Below are 19,095 nucleotides of genomic sequence, written 5' to 3'. Positions count from 1 at the left end.
ACCAAATTTCGAAAGCGTTTGCGAGAAGTTTCGTTATACTGAAGATTCGCTCTCCACGAATAACGAAAGGCGCAGACCGCCGTGCTTACCGGAACTTCCAAGACATCCGCCCGCAGCGCAGTGGCGCCCGTGTCTCCGTCGTTCGGCCGACTCGAACCAATCGAAGTGACAGACGTTGCACTCACCTCAGGGTTCTGGGCCGATCTTCAACGGCTCAACACGACGGCGATGATCCCGCACGGGGTGGACTGGGTGAACCGGCTCGACTGGACCACGAACTTCTCCGATGCAGCCGCCGGCCGCCAGTACGCCCACCGCGGGCGCGAGTTTGCCGACTCGGAGATCTACAAGCTCATCGAGGCAATGTCCTGGGATGTCGCGCGCACCGGTGAGGCGGACCAGCACAGCGCGCTCCAGGAACTCGTCGTCCTGATCGGGTCGGCTCAGGATCCTGACGGCTATCTGCACACCCTCTTCGGCCGCCCGTGGCAGAGCCCCCGGTACTCCGACTTCAAATGGGGGCATGAACTGTATTGCTTCGGTCACCTTATCCAAGCGGCCGTAGCGCACAATCGAGCTCTCGGGAGCGACGACCTCCTGCAGACCGCCATCCGACTTGCCGATCACATATGCACCATGTTCGGTGAACACGGGCTCGAAAAGGTCTGTGGTCACGCGGAGATCGAGGTCGCCCTGGTCGAGCTGTACCGGGTCACAGGAACGCGGCGCTACCTGGAGCAGGCCCGGATCTTCGTCGAGCGTCGCGGGACCGGGACGCTGCCGCTATTCGAGTTTGGCGCGGCCTACTGGCAGGACGACGTCCGTGTGCGGGATGCGGAAGTGCTGCGCGGCCACGCCGTTCGTGCGCTCTACCTGGCCGCTGGCGCGGTCGATGTGGCCGTGGAACTGGGCGATCGGGAGTTGCTCCACGCGCTCGAGCTGCAGTGGGACAACACCGTGGCCAAGCGCACGTACATCACGGGCGGCATGGGTTCCCACCATATGGACGAAGCCTTCGGTGACGATTTCGTGCTGCCACCTGATCGCTCTTACTGCGAGACCTGCGCCGGGGTGGCGTCGATCATGTTCAGCTGGAGACTGCTGCTGGCGACCGGAAAGGCAAAGTACGCCGACCTGATCGAGCGCACGCTCTTCAACGTCGTGGCGACCTCCCCGGGCGCGGACGGCAAGTCGTTTTTCTACGCGAACACACTGCACCAGCGAACGGCCCACGGCGTGCCCGCACTGAATGAGGAGGGCGTCACCATCCGCGGCGGATCCGCCGGCCGGCAGGCCTGGTTCGAGGTGTCATGCTGCCCGCCGAACGTTGCACGAACGCTCGCGAGTCTCGGTGCCTACGTCGCGACGACCGACGCCGATGGGCTTCAGGTCCACCAATTCGCCTCCGGGACTATCTCTGCGGAGACACCCGCGGGGTTCGTCGGCGTGAAGATCGAGACCGAGTACCCTCTCTCCGGCCGGGTGCGGGTAATCGTGACCGATGCACCGGAGGGCGGCGCAGCGATCCGGATCCGGGTCCCGGGCTGGGCTGCAGGGGCCACGCTCGAGATCCCTGCCGGCACCGTCGAGGTCGCACCCGGTTACGCCGTCGCCCCCAATCTCGGAGTCGGGGACGAGGTCATCCTCGACTTGCCGCTCGCGGTGCGCCGCTCTGTTCCCGACAGTCGGATCGACGCGGTGCGGGGGACGGTGGCGTTCGAGCGCGGACCAGAGGTCTTCGCCCTCGAGTCCATCGATCTTCCGGAGGGCTGGGAACTGGATCAGGTGGTCGTCGAGACGACGAGTGAGCCCTACTACGACGGCCGCACGGTCGTGATCCGCGCGACCAAACTCGGACTTCCGATGGGGCGCGCCTGGCCGTTCGGGTCGACGACTCCCGACAAGCTCCTGGATGCGGCCGCGATCCGTCTCGTGCGCTATCACGAATGGGCGGAGCGAGGCTCATCCGAGATGCGTATTTTCATCCCCGCCTGAATGGGAGCGTGAGCACAGTGGACCCCCCCTCGATCCTTGTAAAATGCGATCCGGTCCGAGATCCCCCGCTCCAGCGGTCGATGCCTGATCCTCGTGGTGCCACCGGGTGAGATCGGGGGAGGAGTAGCACGCCACGCCCGAGAACCGGTCACCGGCCGGTTTCTCCTCACACCAGGCTATGGATCTGTCTCCAACCCGCAGGATGCCTATCGTGGAGCTGGGTGACTTCGCCGTGGTCGTCGACGAACACCGTGCCGGGGGCGATGGACGCCGGCCGCTGGCTCATCGCCCTGCCAGGAGCCAGCGCAGGATCCGCCGGATGAGAGCGCGGTGATCTGGCGACTCGTAGGCCACTTCATCGTGACCGTAGGCGTCGTACGCCGAGCGGATCCCTTTGCGGTCCAGCAGCCAAATTGACGGGTGAAGGACCCCGTCGTCATCCGGATGCCGGTACAACACGGTGCGTCCAGGCGCCGCGTTCTGCAGCTCGAGATACCTTTCGTCGTTGAGCACAAGCGGCACGAGCTCGCCAACCGCCGTATGTGCAGCAGGGTCCACACTCGCCGTAAGAATGTCACGGTCGGGGTGCCACGAGACCCCTGGTATCCAGCGAGCACCGACGGCATTTGTCCACGCTGGGGAGTCGGCGAATGTCGATGCCGCGGCGTGCACGGCCAGGAGAGGCCGGTGCTCGACGAGGCGCCGCAAACCCGCTTGGCCTCGTTCGGTGGCTGGCGCCGGAGCCCCGTCCTGAGGTCGGCCGAGATCGGCGATGACCAGGTCGGGAAGAGGCCCGGTGGCGAACTCAGCCACCGCATCGTCGATGTCATGACGCTGGTCGACGACAAGTCCTTCTTCCCGCGCCAGTTCGGCGAGCTTGGTGCTGGTGCGTGCGAAAGGATGCCACGGGTCGGCGTAGCGCCCCGACCCCGACAGCATCAACGCGGACCACTCAGGCACCTGGTCCCTCCACGGCCGCCGGGGCAGGGACACCTGGGGTGGAGGAGCGAAGCAATGGAAATCCTTCGAGGACGACGTAGCGACCCTCGGACCTATCGTGCTCGGCCAAGGAGAAGGCAGCCTCGGCTGCTTCAATCCAAGGCAGGTGCACCGTGGACAGGGGTGGGTCGATGTCTCGGAGAGCGGGAATGTCGTCGCATCCTGCCACGGCCAGATCAGTGCCGATATTCACTCCGGCCTCGCGGAAGCGCACGCAAGCACCGATGGCCATCGCGTCGTTGACGCAGAAAACCGCGTCAACGCTGTGCCGGCGGAGGAGTTCACCGGCACCACGGTACCCACCGTCGTGATTGAAGTCTTGCCAGATGATCCGGTCGGGAGAGAGGTCCACGCCGCTTCGATGGAGGCCGTCTCGAAAGCCATCGACGCGCTGCTGAGAGAGGAGGCCTGGTCCGGTGCCGGCGATGACGGCGAATTGACGATAGCCGATGTTGTGGAGGGCAGCGGCCATGTCGGCTCCGGCTTTGTGATCGTCGACGACGACGCTGTCGAAGGGGGTGCCGCTGATGCCGATCATGACGACGCGGGCGCCTTCGTGCTCGGCGCGTCCGAGCTCGTCGACCAGCTCCGCGACACCATCGCTATCGGGAGCTTCGGTGCCGACCACGACGATGACGGAGGCGCGTTGTCCGCGCAGTTGGCGAACTGCCCGGGTGGTCCGTTCAATGTCCGAAATAGAAGTGATAGCGGTGGAGACGAGAAGATCGCGGTCTGCCGCGGCGCGGAACACGCCGGCGGTGACGGGGTTCTGGTAGTCCTCGGGAATGCTGCCGACGATGAGGCCGACGGATTGGGATCGTCCGAGCGCCACGGCTTGAGCAGCGAGGTTCGTGGCGTAGCCGAGCCGCACGGCGACGTCACGGACGCGTGCTTGCGTGGTGGCGCTGACCTTTGAGGGCGTGCCGTTGAGTGTGCGGGAGGCGGTCGATACGGAGACGCCGGCTTCGCGAGCGACGTCGTCGAGGGTGACCATTCGCCGTGCGGCCACGGGGACCCCCTTGCCGTTCGTCGTCGTATCGGGTTGGTGCTCGGATCTCACTTTAGAGCGCCGAGGGTGACCCCGGTGCGCCAGTAGCGTTGCATGGAGATCAGCACGATCGCCAACGGAATGACCGAGATGAGGGCGCCGGTGATGGTCAGTGCGGTGAGGTCGACGTAGGACTGGTTCTTATCGACGAACCAGCTGTAGAGGCCCACGCCGACGGTCCACTTGTCCGATCCCCGGAGCATGGTGAGGGGAAGGAAGAAGTTGTTCCAGTTGCTGACGAACAGCAGGATGAACACCGTCGCAGCTCCCGTTCGCATCATCGGCATGACGATCTGGATGAACGTCCGGAACTCGCCGGAGCCGTCCAGACGCGCCGCTTCGAGCAGCTCATCGGGGATGGTGCCGTCGACGTAGGTCTTCGCCAGGTACACGCCGAAAGGGGAGATGAACAGGGGAATCAGAACGGACCAGATCGTGTCGACGAGACCGATCTGCGAGAACAGCAGGAACAGCGGCACCGTGATCAGGGTGCTTGGAACGAGGAACGAGCCGATGACGACGGCCAGTCCGACGCCGCGGCCGCGGTAGTTGAATTTCGACAGAGAGTAGCCGGCTGCGACGGAGATGATGGTGCAGACGAGTGCGCCGCCGCCGGCGTAGAGGATGGTGTTGCCCATCCAACGCAAGAAGACGCCATTGTTGTAGGTGAACAATGAGGACAAATTGTTCCAGAGGTTGAATTCTCCGAACCAGAGCCCGTTGGTGTTGTAGAGGTCGCGGCGGTTCTTGGTGGAGTTGACGATCAGCCACCACACTGGGGCGACGGAGTAAAGGGCGAAGAGAATGAGCCCGATCATCACGACGAACTGTTCGCGGTTGCGGGGCTTTCGACGCTTCGTCGCTGGTGCTGTCGTCGCCTCGCGGTCGCGGGTTTCGCGGGTGGGCTTTTCGGGGAGCACGGCGGTCATGAGTTCGCCTTCCGGGTGGTCAGCTTGTAGAAGGCGAACGAGAACAGTCCGATGACCACGGCGAGCAGCACGGAGAGCGCAGCCGCGTAGTTGTAGTTGTTGCTGGTGAAGGCCTGGAAATAGATCGACATGATGGGGGTGAAGTCTTTGGTCACCGTCTGGGGAGATGCGCCGCGGAACACGAGCGGTTCGTTGAAGATCTGCAGCATTCCGATGATGGAGATCAGTCCGGTGAGCACCAGGCTTCCGCGGATGTTGGGGATCTTCACCGACCAGGCGGTGCGGAACGCGCCGGCGCCGTCGACGCGGGCGGCTTCGAGGATCGAGCGATCCACGCCGCGGAGAGCGCTGTACATGATCAGCATGTTGAAGCCGAGCACCATCCAGACGATCAGGTTTCCGATCGAGCCCCAAAGGATGTCGGGGCTGAAGAAGTTGACGTCGGCGCCGACAAGGTTGCCGGCGGCGGTGAGGGGTCCGGTGCGGGGGCTGTAGAGGTAGACCCAGACGAGGGTCGCAACGATCGCTGGCACCATGTACGGAACGAGTAGCAGGGCCCGGAACAGGCCCCCGCGCCGTTCCCCGGTGACTGCGTCGAGCAAGAGGGCGGCGGTGAGACTGAGCCCGAGGGAGATGGGGATCTGAATGACTGCGAACAGCGCCACCCGAACCATCGACGCCCAGAACGCTTCGTCGCCGAACGCCCGCGCGTAGTTGTCGAACCCGGCGAACACGGTGGTCGATTCCGACAGGCCGAGGCCTCCGTCGGAGCGGACGGTGTACACGCTCTGGAAGACGGCGTACGCGATGGGGAGCACGAAGACGAAGACAAAACCCACGAAGAACGGGACGGCGAGCATGGCGCCGGCACGGTTGTGGGTGGGGCGCCAGGACCGCCGGGGCGGGACCGTGCTGGCCCCGCTCCGGGTCGCTGGCTGATGGATGGCGCTGTTCACAGACATGATGGTTGTTACTCGCTGACGCTGATGTTCTTCGACTTGAGGTCGGCGACGGTCCATTCCTGCATGTGCTCGAGCACCTGCTGCACCGAGACCTCCTTGGTCACTGCCTTGGCCCACCAGCTTGCCAGCTCCTCGAGAGCCGGGCCCTGATCGGGGCCGTCTTTCATGGAGCGGCTGGTCTCGACCGCGTTTTCGATCACATCGGGGGCGGCGGACTTCGTGTCGCCGAGGAGGTTCGACGGCAGGAGCGCCTCGATGTAGCCGGACGGGTCGGCCACGACCGGGAAGGTCGCGGAGCCGTCGACGGTGTCGGCGAGGAGCTTTACGGCGTCAGGGTCGGTGGAGAGCCAGCGGGCGAACTTCGTTGCCTCTTCAGGGTGCTCGGTCGTGGACGTCACGCCGTACGCGTTGTAGTAGCTCGGCGAGACGAGGTCAGAGGACCCGGACCACGTTGGGTAGGAAGCGAGCTCCCAGTCACCGACGGAGGTGGCGAAGTTCTGCTCGTAGACCGGCAGCTGCCAGGTGGACGTCGTGAACTGCGACAGTTTTCCGGAGCTGAAGAACTGCATCAGCGCGTCGAACTCGATGTAGGTGTAGTTCGCGGCGAGGTCGTTGTCGATCACGGTTTGCACCAGCTGACCGGCTTTGAGCGACTCGGGAGACGTGAAGCCCACCTTCCAGGAGTCGCCTTCGGACTCCCACCACTCGGCACCGGCCTGGGTGGCCCAGTCGCGCAGGTAGGAGGGGTCTTCACCGGGGAAGTTGAAGCTCTTCACGCCCTGGGCGTTCATGGTCTTGGCCTGTTCAACGGCCTCGTCCCAATTCGTCGGCGCCGACAGGCCGAACTGGGCGAACGTCTTCGCGTTGATCGCGTTGAACGTCGGGTTGGTGCCGTAGGGGACCCCGGTTGCAATGTCGCCGACGTGGACGAAATCGAATGCACCTTCAGCGAAGGCCGAGTCGTCGTTGTTGAACCATTTCGAGATGTCCTGGGTCACGCCCTCGACGAGGAATGACACGGACTGCCCGCGGGGCATCTGGAACAGGTCGGGGGCGTTGCCGGCGGCGACCGCGTTCTGGATGGCCTGGGTGATGTCTGCGTCACCGCCCTGCTCGACGTAGGTGACGGGGGCGTCCGGGTTCTCCTTGTTCCAGAGATCCACCTGGGCCTGCTGGCCCTTGGTGTTGCCCCAGAACGTCAGAGGGACGTTCTCGTCGCCGGTCTCGGCTGCGGGGGTCGAGCTGCAAGCCGTGAAAGTCAGTGCCATCCCGACTGCGACTGCGACTGCGGCGGCGATCCACTTGGTGCGTTTGGCCATCTTCTCTCCTTTGATGAAGGCGCCCCACTGCTGCGTAGGGCAAGCGCTATCACAATAGATACACGCATCCACGCAAGTCAAGCAGCAGAGTGTCCTATCGGCGTGTTGCAAGCGCTTGCGTAATGGGGCGTTCGTAAGGCAGGGTGGGGGCACCACTTGAATTGATGAGGACTCCAGTGACACGCACAATCGCGACTATCCCTTTGCTGCTCGTACATGGCTGGGCCGGGTCGGCGGAGTCATGGAGTTCGGTCTTGCCAGATCTGCGGGCCGAAGGGCTTGCGTCGGTTACAGCCGTGCGTCTGCCGGCATCGCCCGGAGCAGACCCACGTGGAACTCCAACGATTCGCGACGCTGCGGCGGAACTGGTTCAAACTGCCGCGCTGCTCCCTGAACGGCCTCTCCTGATCGGCCACTCGATGGGGGCGCAGGTCACTCTTCTCGCCCACCAGATCCTCGGTGAAAAGATCGTCGGGGAGGTGGTGATCGATCCCGCGTACGGTTCTGATTCCACCCGGGAGGAAGCGGCGATCTGGGCAGATCGAATCGACCGAGACGGGCATGTTGCTGTACGCGATTTCTTCGGATCGGCGCTTGGGGAGCGAATGAGCGCCGATGACCGAGCGAACATCCTTCACGACGTGGACCGCACCGCGAGCGATGTCATCGCCGCATATCTACGGTCTGAGTACAGCGCCGATGACTCGATAGGACTGCGTGCCCAGACCGGGTTGGCGGCCGCACTTCGGAGCCGCCCAGTGCTGGCGATCCACTCGACCCAGCACGGAGCCGAGTACGAAGCGACGCTACCCGCCCCTGAAGGGTCCCGAGTTGAGCAGTGGCCCGGATACGGGCATTACCTCCATCTGGAAGACCCAAGCCGTTTCGCCTCGTCGGTCGCCGCATTTGCTAAATCTCTGGTCTCGACCGAGTCGATGGCGCGCGCATGACCCGCTACGAAATCATCCTCGGTTCCCACATGCTCGCCGAACGGCTCTTCGGCACCGACCTGAAGGGCCTCGATGGGTTTCCAGGCGAACGGCGATACGGGGTCGCCACGACGGTGGACGAGCTCCGGGCTGCGGGGCCAATCGATGACATCGAGGTGCTTCTAACAGGATGGGGAACCCCGTCGTTCACGGAGGATGACCTTGCCGCGCTGCCGTCGCTCAAGGCAATCATTCATGCCGGTGGAGTCGCGTCTGTGCTGTTGCCCCCCAGAACCACCCGCCAGCTGGCACTGTCCGTCGCCGCTGATATCAACGGGATACCGGTCGCTGAATACACGCTCGCCATGATTCTGCTGGCGAATAAGAAAGTCTTCGAGTCCGAGCGTCTCTACCGACGTCGTCGAGATTTCATCGACCGCGAAGAGACGTACCCTCATGCCGGCAATTTCGGGCAGACGGTCGGCATCATCGGGGCATCTCGTATCGGCCGTCGACTCATCAGCCTTCTTCAGCCGTTCGACGTCGCCGTTCTGGTCGCGGACCCCTACTTGGCGCAGGAAGACGCCGCAGCCCTAGGGGTGACAGCAACATCGCTGGAGCAGCTCCTGGCCGAGAGTGACGTCGTGTCCCTGCACGCGCCCGTCACTCCGTCGACGGTTGGCATGATCGGTGTCCCGCAACTCGCCGCCATGAAAGACGGCGCTACGCTCATCAACACCGCTCGAGGTGTCCTAATGGACATGCCTGCACTGGAGGCGGCGCTGCAGACCGGGCGCATCGACGCCATTTTGGACGTCACCGACCCAGACGAGCCCCTCCCGGCCGGCTCGATCCTGTGGGATCTGCCAAATGTGATCCTTACCCCACACATTGCTGGATCAATGGGAACCGAGCTGCAACGGATCGGCAAACACGTCGCGTCTGAACTCGCTCGATTTGCTGAGGGGGTCCCCTTCCGAGCTGAGGAACCTGGGCGCGCCTGACGCTGCTCGGTCCACATTTCACAGGGAGGAACTCGCCCGGCTACCCTGTTTACTGCCGGCGCAGAGCTATTTGCCGCGCTCGTCATGAAGGGTCGATCTCGACACCCGTCTAGCGGTGATGGATCGAGAACTCGGGGAAAGTGGCAGACCAGCCCGTGCCGTCCAAGTCGTCGGCACGGATACCCGCGAACATTCCTGTGAAGCGAAGTCGATCCCCGAAATCGTCGGACAGTTTCCACGCCGCCTGAGGGGCACCAAGCGCCTTCGGTTCAGCTCCGACGCCCGCTACCGAGAACACGGCATCCGGTCCATCGAGATCGACGCGGAGACGCACGGGTCCGCGTGGCGCCTCTGTTTCGGCGACCAGCGTTGTCGTGTCACCGGTTCGTGTCACCAGTTGAACAATCCGTCCGGCGCCGTCCGCTCGGGTGACCTGGAGGGACATCCAGCCCTGTGTGTCGTACCACAGGACGAGACCAGCCGACTGCCGAGTTGTCGTTGGTTGAGCGTCAACGACGGCTTCAGCGCTCATCCGGTGTTCGGTGACGCGTTGGGCGAGAAGACTTTGGCCAAACAGGGAGCTGGACGACTGTCCTCCCACCATCTCCAATCCGGCGCCGGAAATGATGCGAGCGAATGATGACGGCGACCGTCGAAGCGAGCTCCAGCGTGCCACGTCGAGTTGACCGTCGAAATCATCGACCACCCGATCAGGTCGGGCTTCGGTCGGCGCGATGACGCCGCCGCTACCGCCATGAACGGGGACCAGAGTTCGGGCATGATGGGTGCCCGCGACCAGGCGAACCCAGCCGTCGCCGTCGATTTCCACTTTTTGGATGCACGTCTCTCGACCGAGTGTGGAATACCTCGAGCCTTCGTGAAGGACAGGGCGCGCAGCGAGGTGCGCGAGAAAAAGGGCCCCGTCGGGGCGTCGGATGAGCTCGCCGTGGCCGGCTTTCTGCAACGGCAGACCGGGGGCATCTCGCGAGGTCAGGACGGCCGAGACGGGGTCGCGCCGGTATGGCCCGAGGACAGTGGGAGCTTGTGCTGCCGTGACGCCATGGTTCCACCCCGTGCCTCCCTCCGCGAGGGTCAGAAGATACGTGTCGTTGATCTTGTAGAGGTTCGGGCCCTCGACGAGTCCGTCGGAGCGGAAAATGACACGAGGGTCGCCGGACATCCTCTTCTCCTCGGCCAAGTACTCCTCAAGCACGATGCCGGAAAAGCTCGGCCGGCCGGGTCGGTGGTCCCACTGGACTCCGACGAGCCAGTGTCTGCCCTCGTCGTGGAAGAAGGAGAAGTCGAAGCCGCGGGAACCGAGGAACACCGGCTCCGTCCATGGTCCGTCCAGTGAGTCACTGGTGGTGAGGTAGTTCCTCGCGTCAAGATCATCGCCGTCCATCGTGTGAACGACGGAGTAAGCCAACCAGATGCGGTCGTCCACCACGGTGATGCTGGGAGCCCAGACGCCGCCCGAGTCGGGGATGCCTGCCAAATCAAAAGCGATTCGTTCGTCAAGCGCATGGCCAATCGTGGTCCACTCGGCCAGGTCGGGAGATCGGTGCAGACGGATGCCAGGGAACCACTCGAATGTGCTCGTCGCGATCACGTAGTCACCCCGGAACGTCGTGATCGACGGGTCGGGGTTGAACCCGCGGAGTACAGGGTTCTGGATCGTCGTCCGCTCATCGGGGATGCTTGACATGCCTACCGCCCTCACTGTCTGCACGATGGCGCAGGTGCTGCCCCTCTATGCTTGGACAACGCTATCCAATCGAGACGAGGGAGTCGACGCCGTGCATTCGATCCAAGCCGATGAGGCCATTGAAGCTGCGGAGCAGTTCGGGTTGAGCCTGAATATTGCTGTGGATCAGCCTGTGTCGCTTGCTGGTTTCTTTGGCTGTGCCGGGTTTGGCAGTGAGGGTGTCGGCATGGTGGAGGTGTTCACGCTGCAGGAGCAGCGAGCCCGCACGAGCCAGGCCTACGTGCGGAGCGCGGTGGGGGAGCGGCTGCGCTTCACGGGTTACGACCTGACGGTCGCGGGGGAGTCCAAGACTCTGACGGTGACTCAGCGCGACGACTATAGTGGGTTAGTCGTGCGGACGCGTTTGACGCGCTTCGGGTCCGTTCCGGCGATCACGGTCACGAACACGGTCACGAATGAGTCCCTCGTGCCGGTAACGCTCACCGTCATCAGCTCGCTCCTGGTGGGGATCGGATCAAGCGAGAGCGATCTCGCTGAGACCACGATCGCTCTCGGCGAAAGCGAATGGCTAGCCGAAGGCCGGTGGAGGGAGCAGCCTCTCCGAGATGTCGTACCGTACCTCAATCTTCGTTTCCATGGCCAAGACGGGCGAGGCCGTTTCGCGCGCACCAGCCACGGCGCCTGGTCCACCGGGGAGCACGTGCCCGCAGGGGTGCTGACCCGACACGACGATCGGACCGCAATGGCGTGGCAGATCGAGACGAGCGGGGCTTGGTATCAAGAAGTCAGCCAGAGGGCGCAAGGGGCGGTTCTCGGCCTCTTCGGGCCGACCGATGCGGAGCACAGCTTCGCGCACCAACTCGCGCCCGGGGCCTCGTTCGAGAGTGTCCCCGCGACGGTCGCAGTCGTCGCGGGCGGGCGGGATGCTGCCATCGGTGCCCTGACGCAGTATCGACGAGCGATCCGGCTCGGCCGGCCCGCTGACGCCGCCTTGCCGGTCATCTACAACGACTTCATGAACACGCTGATGGGCGAACCCACCACGGAAAAATTGCTGCCGCTCATTGACGGCGCAGCCCGTGCAGGCGCGGAGTACTTCTGCATCGACGCCGGCTGGTTCGCCGACCCGACGATCGGGGACTGGTGGTCGACGATCGGGGAGTGGCGGGAAGCGACCTCCCGATTCAGCAACGGCCTCGACGAGATCATCGACGCGATCCACACTGCTGGAATGCGCAGCGGGCTCTGGCTCGAACCCGAGATCGTCGGCGCCGTCAGCCCCGCGGCCACCGAACTGCCGGACGAGGCGTTCTTCCAGCGCCACGGAGTGCGCGTGCGGGAGCACGACCGATTCCACCTTGACTTTCGCCACCCTGCCGCCCGAGAGCACCTCGACCGGACGGTCGATCACCTCGTCGAGACGTACGGGGTGAGTTACTTCAAGCTCGACTACAACATCAACCCCGGCGTCGGAACCGACCTCTCAGCCTCGGAGCCGGGGGACGGCCTCCTCGGGCACACCCGCGCGTTCCGAGACTGGCTGATCGCGGTCCAGGAGCGTCACCCGAAGGTGCTTTTCGAGAACTGCAGTTCCGGCGCGATGCGCATGGATTCCTCGCTGGTCTCGGTCAGCCACCTCCAATCGACCAGCGACCAGCAGGACTACCGTCTCTACCCGCCGATCGCCGCATCCGCGCCGGTCTCAATGCCGCCCGAGCAATGCGGGAACTGGGCGTACCCCGTTGCGGGATGGAGTGAGGAGGAAACGGGGTTTTCGCTCGTCGCCGGAATCATGGGACGGCTCTACCTGTCCGGGTTCCTCAACGAGCTCGACGCCACCCAATTCGGTCTCGTCCAAAGTGCCGTTGCTGTGCACCGAAGCCTGCGCGATGACATCGCCACGTCCCTACCGTTCTACCCGACTGGTCTTCCCGGCTGGGACGACGACATCCTGTCGCTTGGTCTGCAGATGAGCGACGGCAGCGCCCTTGTCGCGATCTGGTCACGCGGTGATGCTGGTGCGAGTCGGCATCTCGACCTTCCTCTGCCGCTGAGTGCGAACGCGGTCGTTGCCGAGCAGGTGTTCCCCCCAGTGGCCTCGCACCCGGAATGGGCCGTGACCTCAACCGAGGGCGAACCGGTGGTGGATGTGCCAGCTGGCACTGCGGCGCGGATCCTGCGTTTTCGCGTGAGCTAGCCTGGGAGCTGCCGTGAGCAGGAAGGGGGCACCGTGACTGACAACCCCTCTCCGCCCGCGGGCCGAGGAGTTCGCCCGCCCACACTGGCCGATGTGGCCGAGGCGGCAGGAGTGTCCCTGATCACCGCGTCGCGCATCCTGAACCCGGGGGTGCGCGGTACCCGCAGCGGGTCACAAGAGCGCCGCCGCAAGGTGCAGGACGCCGCCCAGGCGCTGGGCTACACGGTCAACCCGGCGGCTCAGACGATCGCAGTCGGTGCAGCCCGCACGATCGCGCTGATCGTCACGGACATCCGTGACTTCGGATCGGCAACGATCATGGCAGGCGTGATGGCCGCGGCGGAGAGCCGGGGCATGTCGGTTGCCGTGCGCACAACCCATGACGATCCCGTCCGCGAATTGGAAATCGTCCGGGCCCTCCGTGGAGAACGCCACCGGGGAGTCATCATCGCCACGAGCCGCACGACCGACGAGCCCCGCGAGTCCAGATTCAGGCAAGAGTTGAGCAGCCTCGAAGACAGCGGCGCCCGAGTCGTGGTGATCGGAGACAGCACTCTCCCGTTTGCCCGAGTGACCGTTGACACGGAGTCTGCGGCCGCCGAGCTCGCCACTCAGCTTGCCCTCACCCACCACCGCATCGCGATCCTGGCCGGTCCAGAGGGTGAAGTGACGTCGCTTGAGCGGGTCACCGGTTTCGAAGCTGGTCTCGCTGCGGCCGGCCTCAGCCCGATAGCGGTCATGCATGGAGAGTTCTCTCGAGACGGCGGCTACGCAGCTGTGTATGACCTGCAGGCCAGGCTGGCCGACGTTGACCTCGTTGCGGCGATGAGCGATGCGATGGCGGTCGGCGCGATTGTGGCTCTCAACGAAATCGGATTCCGAGTGCCCGATGAGATGACGGTGTCCGGTTTTGACAACGTCCCCTTGTTGGCAGACCTCCTTCCGGGGTTCAGCACGGTCGCAATGCCGCTTGAGCAGTTCGGTGAAGCCTGTCTGGATCGCATCCTCGAGGACGCCTCGGACCGCAGAAACAACGAAACGGTGCGGCTTCGGGCCGACGTAATCGTCCGCCCGAAGCCGCACCGTTCCCTACCCTGACCGGTCGGCCTAGCTGGCCGTTCCGAACAGGCGTAGCTCCGCGATGTTGATCCAGTCAGTACTGCTGATCCGCACATAGCGGAACCCGGTACCGGGAGTGGCGGATGCGAGACTTTGCCACGCCAGCGTCCCCGTGGCGTTCGGTGTGATCCGCGTCCAGGTGGTCAAATCATTCGATCCCTGAAGGTAGGTGCTCGCAGCTCGACTGACGCCGTTCCCGTCCTGGCGGACGAGGAACTCTGCGCGGTCCACCGTGACAGTCTCGCCGGTGCCCAGATCCAGGATCAGGTAGAACTGGCCGCCGACCGGGCCCACGTCGGTGAACGTGCCGATAGAGCGGTCGAACAGCTTCGCCACGTGAGCATCTTTCGCTGGTTCCGGCGACCCCGTCGGTGAAACGGCGACGACTCCAGAAGCGAGACCGGTGATCAGGCCGTCGTCACGGGTGAGGTAGACGCTAGACGCATCCGTCGTACGGTTCGTTCCCCGCCCGGCCGCACCGGCCGCATCGGTGTAGTCGATCCGGAAGTCGACCTTCTTGTTCGCCGACCAGCCAGCGTCGACGACCCTGGAGGCCGTCCAGGTGCGGCCATCGTTGCTGACACCCGCGACCGCGGTGCCCTCGATCATGACCGACGTGGCACTAACCGGTGTTGCCGTGCTGAACGACACGGTCACGGTGTCGCCGGGAACCGCGAGATTGCTGATCGCGTTTGAGCTCGCTGTGCTGACGGTCGTGATCGCTGACGCCGGGGGCGCGGTGTACTGGCCGTACAGGCGCAGTTCTGCAATGTTGATCCAGTTGTTGTTGGAGATGCGCACAAACCGGAACGGCGTGTTCGGAGTGACCGTAAGGTTCTGCCAACCCATCGTCGGTGCGGCGTTCGGGGTGATCTTCGACCAGGTCGTGAGGTCGTTCGATCCCTGCAGGAACAGGCCCGATGCCCGGCCAGGACCGAAGGAGTCCTGGCGAACCAGGATCTCCACCCGGTTCAAGGCGAATGATGCCTGCTCCCCGGTGTCGAGGGTGATGGCGTACTGCCCGTTCACCGGACCCACGTCACTGAACGTGCCCGGGTTGCTGTCGAACATTTTCGCCACGTGCGATGTGGTTGACGGGGACGGTTCCCCGTCGAGTGCGACGGCGGTCACCTTGGCAGCCGCGTCAGGGATGAATCCGGTGTCATCGGCGAGGTACAGCGAGGTGCTGTCTGTGGTGACGACCAACGGATCGGCCCGCACTCCGGCTGAGGTGGCGTAGTCGACCTTGAAGGCGAGTTGCTGGCCGAATGCGCCCGTGTCGGGCAGCACTCGCGTTGCCGTCCAGTCCCTCGGGCCACCCGTCACCGTGGCGGGCGCTCCCTCGATCGTCACCTGAACGTTCGTGATGTCGTCGGTGCTGGTGAACGCCACGGTCACGGTGTCGCCGTCGGCTGCGCGGCCGGGCAGCGGGTTCGATGAGGTGATCGTGGCGGTCGATATCGCGTTCACCACCTCCGAGCGGACACCGTCGATGTGCAGCTCGGAGAGGCTGAAGATCCCGGGGTAGTTCGGGTCGGTGGGCACTCCGGGGTCATCGACCTGCACCTTGAAGAATCGGTACGGGGTGGACTTTTCCGCATCGATGACGGCCAGCCGCTCGAGCGCGTCCGTGTTGGTGGTCTGAGTGTCCGTCAGCTTCGTCCACACGACGTTGTCGTTGGATCCGTAGACGTTCGCGCCCTTGGAGCGGTTACCGAAACCGATCCTCGCCTGCAGCTCGAAAGCAGACGCTGCAACCCGGTAGCCGGCGCCGAAGTCGATCGTCACCGAAGGGGTGAACAGGTCGCCGGAGAAGGTGGCATTGTCGTCGTCGGAGAGGTTCCCGATGACGTCCGCTCCGAGAGTGGATGTGGAGATCTTCGCGTAGTCCAGTGTCCCGTCGGGACGAACCGGGTTGAGCAGTGCCAGCTGAGCAACAGCATCACGCACCGCGGTCAGTGCTCCCGCGAACTCATCCGCGCTACCGCCGGGGATCAGCGCCTCGGCGGCGGTCACCGCGGAAGTGTACGCAGCCAACGAGTCGCTGGTGTAGACGGCGCTGTCATCGAACCCGTCTTTCGCCAAGGTGATGGCGTCGGCCCGGTTCGCGGCAACCCGGAGGGTGACCGCGAGAGCAGTGTCGGCCTGCCCGTCGCTGGCCTGAGCGACGAAGGTGCGGTCGCCGACCTCGCTGGGCTTGGCAGTCCACGTGAACGCGCCGGTACCGGCGTCGTACGCTGACCGTTTTGGTGCATCGACCGCCGTGTATGCGAGAGCGTCTCCGCCGGCGTCGGTTGCCGACAGGTCGGCGGTGATCGCAGTTCCGACGACCCCGATGATCGTTGTCGATGCTCCCTGAGCGAACCGGGGAGGAGTCAGCAGGCCGGGGGCGAGGGCGTTGACGAAATCGAAGTCGAGCTTCTTGCCCTTCCCGACGACGGTGTAGAACACGATGTTGTTATCACCCATGGCGGACAGGGGCACGACGTGGGTGTCCATGTCGTAGGTGATGTATCGCCATTGCCCGTTCGTGTTCGGGATCGTCAGGCTCTGGTACGGGTTCCCGTCGAGCTTGCTTCGGATCTCGAGCGTCGCGGTATCGGTGGTGCGCACCATGACACCGACAGGGGAGTATGAAGTGCGGGGGCCGTACGACATCGACCGCATCGAGATTGTGGTCCCATCCCGCGACGGGTTAACGCGAAGGAACGTGCGGTCGCCTTCAGTGACGAGTTTGGACCGTTTGTCGATCGCGGCACCCTTCGTCTCGAACTGCAGATTCGAGTCCGCCGGCACCGGAGGAACCGTTCCGGCGGTGTCAGCCGGGAGAGAGAGCCAGTACTCAGCACCGGGGTCGCTGCCGCCCCAGAAGCTTCGGAGCCCGTTGTCGCCCACCACGGTACCGATCTCCGCGCTGTTGCCGTTAAAGAACAAGGCGCCGTCTGCCTGACGGTGCTGCTCGGCGATGTACGGGGCGATCTTCTCGACGTTGACGCCACGCTCGGTGTAGATCGTGTACAGCTCGTTCAGCGTGTTCGACCAGCGGCCGCGGTACCACTGGGAAAGCTTCGTCTCGCCACCGGACACGTCCACCCAAGGCACATCGTGGCCCATCATGAACCCGGTGAACGCATCGGCGCCCTTCAAGAGGCGGTTGTCGAGGAAACGGTAGGGGTCAACGGCCTTCTTTCCGGTGGAGGGGGCGCCGGTTGTCGGGTCGAGCTTGGTTCCCTGCACGTCCACGAGGCGGGCCAGCGTGGTGAGCACGTTGACGTCGCCGCCGGAGTGGGCCTGATCCCTGCCCATCTCGGTGTGCTGCACGAAGCTGTACCCGTAGGGATTGACGGGGTCGGACTTCTTGATCAGCCGGAACATCGACGACAGCGCCCCGTTGATGCTGGGATCGGGAGCGGAGGCGTTGACGGTGAACCATTCAACGGCTTCGTCATAGCGCGCCCGGTTGTCGGTGAAGATGTAGCCCGACATCGCTCCAATGATCGGGAACGTGTGCTGGTTGAAGTAGTGCGAGTTGTCGTGAAGGAACGTCTCAGTCGCCGGCACGATCAGGTTCGCGGTCAACGCATCCGTGTCAGCCTGAGTCCACTCCAGCGGGTACGGGGTCGAGCCCGGTACGACGCTGGTGTGGCGCAGCAACTCCGCGGCAGCGACCATTCGGTACAGCGGCACCCCCGTGTGAATGTGGGAGTCGGGGAACTCAGCGAATTTTGCAGGGTCGAGGTGGCTCCACACCCGCACGATCTTCAGCGCGTTCTCCCGATACACCGGGTCGTCGGTGAACAGGTACATCAACGCCTGCGTGTAAGCGCCGAGGGCATCAGGGATGAACTTGCTGTTGACGGTCTGACTGTCAAACGAATCAAGAGCCGGCACGCCGTCTCTGGCGCCCTGATTGGCGGGCGTGAGGGTGCGGGAAGCATAACCGGTCATCGCCATCGCGTCGAAGTAGCTTGCCCACGGTTCCGTGCGTTCCTTCACCGCGGTCTGCGCCGTCTGCAATGAATCCGCCGTTACGCCGATCCCAGGGTGCTGCATTCCCTCCGGCCCTACCGTCGTCAGGATCTGGACCGCCGCCACCTCATCAGCTGATGCGGCAACTGGGGCTCCGGCAATCGCTGCTCCAGTCAGGACGCTAGCCGCAACGGTCATCGCCGCCACCCGCCGCATCCACCGTGATCCACGTTCGATCGTCATGGTTTCTCCCTCATCGCAGAACCGTCTGGACAGCGCTATCCACAACGGAGTTTCGCAGCTGCCCGTCAGGAGCGCAACCCATACTCGAGAGTTGTGCTTCTCGTTCGTCGGCTCCCGACCAGACGGCGACCCCGAAGGTCGAACCTCGCGAGGCCTAGTCGAAGTTCACAACCGTGCTGGCGCGGCAGAGCTTGGCCGCACGCTTCTCGAGTTGGGTTATGAGAACTTCGTCGTAATGGCCGGACCCGCGGCTGCAGTTACTCCTCGCGAACGGGTGCGCGGGTTCGACCCACTTCGCCTCCACGTCGGCCCGGGCGAGACGTCACTCCAGGTCTCACTACAGTCGCCATTCCACTTCCCGAAATTGGCCGTCAAGCTCTTAGCGCCGCCCTGAATGAAGACCAGCCCTTTTCGCCAGTAGAGGTGCGCATCCGCATCCGCGAGAGCGCACCCCGCATCGACTGATCGGCTGAACGCACCGTCACAATCCGCACTTGCCCCATTCCGTGGCGTGCTCTATCGTGCTGGAAAGCGCTTTCCATCCGGGGAGCTTGACCAAAGGGGACGACGTGTCGACGCAGACGCTTCGCATCATCATGAACGGCGTCACCGGACGCATGGGCTACCGCCAGCACCTGGTGCGGTCGATCCTCGCGATCCGCGACGACGGCGGCATC

The 19,095-nt window shown here is 64.2% G+C and carries 12 protein-coding genes; 5 read left to right on the top strand and 7 right to left on the bottom strand.

Features of this window, described 5'->3' with window-relative positions; all coding sequences use genetic code 11:
* The first annotated feature begins 165 nt into the window (after positions 1–165).
* Positions 166–1,995 carry a glycoside hydrolase family 127 protein gene (locus NVV95_RS18060; RefSeq protein ID WP_259487972.1) on the top strand — a complete coding sequence of 610 codons (1,830 nt, stop codon included), beginning with the start codon at positions 166–168 and terminating at the stop codon, positions 1,993–1,995.
* Between the two features lie 282 nt (positions 1,996–2,277).
* On the opposite strand, the gene NVV95_RS18055 is transcribed toward NVV95_RS18060, so the two are convergent.
* The 5 genes from NVV95_RS18055 to NVV95_RS18035 all read right to left on the bottom strand — a co-directional run bounded on the left by NVV95_RS18055 (position 2,278) and on the right by NVV95_RS18035 (position 7,252).
* Positions 2,278–2,955, bottom strand: a complete 678-nt coding sequence (locus tag NVV95_RS18055) for a ThuA domain-containing protein (protein WP_259487971.1) — start codon at positions 2,953–2,955, stop codon at positions 2,278–2,280.
* On the bottom strand, positions 2,948–4,003 hold the full coding sequence (locus NVV95_RS18050) for a LacI family DNA-binding transcriptional regulator (RefSeq protein ID WP_259487970.1): 1,056 nt from the start codon (positions 4,001–4,003) through the stop codon (positions 2,948–2,950). Before NVV95_RS18050 ends, NVV95_RS18055 begins: the two co-directional genes overlap by 8 nt.
* Positions 4,004–4,050: 47 nt before the next feature.
* Entirely contained in the window at positions 4,051–4,971 is a 921-nt protein-coding gene (locus tag NVV95_RS18045; RefSeq protein ID WP_259487969.1) for a carbohydrate ABC transporter permease, read from the bottom strand.
* Complete coding sequence (locus NVV95_RS18040) at positions 4,968–5,831, bottom strand: carbohydrate ABC transporter permease (protein ID WP_259487968.1); 864 nt, start codon at positions 5,829–5,831, stop codon at positions 4,968–4,970. The genes NVV95_RS18045 and NVV95_RS18040 overlap by 4 nt, the downstream gene beginning before the upstream one ends.
* Before the next feature lie 110 nt (positions 5,832–5,941).
* The gene (locus NVV95_RS18035; RefSeq protein ID WP_259487967.1) at positions 5,942–7,252 is read right to left on the bottom strand and encodes an ABC transporter substrate-binding protein; all 1,311 of its coding nucleotides are present in this window, start codon (positions 7,250–7,252) and stop codon (positions 5,942–5,944) included.
* A gap of 176 nt (positions 7,253–7,428) precedes the next feature.
* On the opposite strand from NVV95_RS18035, the gene NVV95_RS18030 reads away from it, so the two are divergent.
* Together NVV95_RS18030 and NVV95_RS18025 are read left to right on the top strand one after the other, a co-directional pair.
* A complete protein-coding gene (locus tag NVV95_RS18030; protein ID WP_259487966.1) occupies positions 7,429–8,202 on the top strand; it encodes an alpha/beta fold hydrolase in 774 nt (257 codons plus the stop codon).
* Positions 8,199–9,185, top strand: coding sequence for a hydroxyacid dehydrogenase (locus NVV95_RS18025; RefSeq protein WP_259487965.1), 987 nt, complete (start codon positions 8,199–8,201; stop codon positions 9,183–9,185). Before NVV95_RS18030 ends, NVV95_RS18025 begins: the two co-directional genes overlap by 4 nt.
* A gap of 109 nt (positions 9,186–9,294) precedes the next feature.
* On the opposite strand, the gene NVV95_RS18020 is transcribed toward NVV95_RS18025, so the two are convergent.
* Complete coding sequence (locus NVV95_RS18020; protein WP_259487964.1) at positions 9,295–10,890, bottom strand: glycoside hydrolase family 43 protein; 1,596 nt, start codon at positions 10,888–10,890, stop codon at positions 9,295–9,297.
* On the opposite strand from NVV95_RS18020, the gene NVV95_RS18015 reads away from it, so the two are divergent.
* Positions 10,889–13,087 carry a glycoside hydrolase family 36 protein gene (locus NVV95_RS18015; RefSeq protein ID WP_259487963.1) on the top strand — a complete coding sequence of 733 codons (2,199 nt, stop codon included), beginning with the start codon at positions 10,889–10,891 and terminating at the stop codon, positions 13,085–13,087. The genes NVV95_RS18020 and NVV95_RS18015 overlap by 2 nt on opposite strands.
* 33 nt (positions 13,088–13,120) lie before the next feature.
* Positions 13,121–14,185: a LacI family DNA-binding transcriptional regulator gene (locus tag NVV95_RS18010; protein ID WP_310796096.1), complete on the top strand. Its 1,065-nt coding sequence runs from the start codon at positions 13,121–13,123 to the stop codon at positions 14,183–14,185.
* 9 nt (positions 14,186–14,194) lie between these two features.
* Here NVV95_RS18010 and NVV95_RS18005 read toward each other — a convergent pair whose 3' ends face one another.
* Positions 14,195–18,418, bottom strand: coding sequence for a hypothetical protein (locus tag NVV95_RS18005; RefSeq protein ID WP_259487962.1), 4,224 nt, complete (start codon positions 18,416–18,418; stop codon positions 14,195–14,197).
* Positions 18,419–19,095 lie beyond the last annotated feature (677 nt).

Origin of the sequence: Herbiconiux gentiana (assembly GCF_024978135.1) — a bacterium.
In the GTDB taxonomy this organism is placed as follows: domain Bacteria; phylum Actinomycetota; class Actinomycetes; order Actinomycetales; family Microbacteriaceae; genus Herbiconiux; species Herbiconiux gentiana.
This window is presented reverse-complemented; position numbering and strand designations above follow the sequence as displayed.

Bases quoted from the DNA above. Each gene is read 5' to 3' on its own strand.
- NVV95_RS18045 (WP_259487969.1), bottom strand. From the start codon at position 4,971: ATGACCGCCGTGCTCCCCGAAAAGCCCACCCGCGAAACCCGCGACCGC.
- NVV95_RS18020 (WP_259487964.1), bottom strand. From the start codon at position 10,890: ATGTCAAGCATCCCCGATGAGCGGACGACGATCCAGAACCCTGTACTC.
- NVV95_RS18005 (WP_259487962.1), bottom strand. From the start codon at position 18,418: ATGACGATCGAACGTGGATCACGGTGGATGCGGCGGGTGGCGGCGATG.
- NVV95_RS18025 (WP_259487965.1), top strand. From the start codon at position 8,199: ATGACCCGCTACGAAATCATCCTCGGTTCCCACATGCTCGCCGAACGG.
- NVV95_RS18015 (WP_259487963.1), top strand. From the start codon at position 10,889: ATGCCTACCGCCCTCACTGTCTGCACGATGGCGCAGGTGCTGCCCCTC.
- NVV95_RS18035 (WP_259487967.1), bottom strand. From the start codon at position 7,252: ATGGCCAAACGCACCAAGTGGATCGCCGCCGCAGTCGCAGTCGCAGTC.
- NVV95_RS18040 (WP_259487968.1), bottom strand. From the start codon at position 5,831: ATGCTCGCCGTCCCGTTCTTCGTGGGTTTTGTCTTCGTCTTCGTGCTC.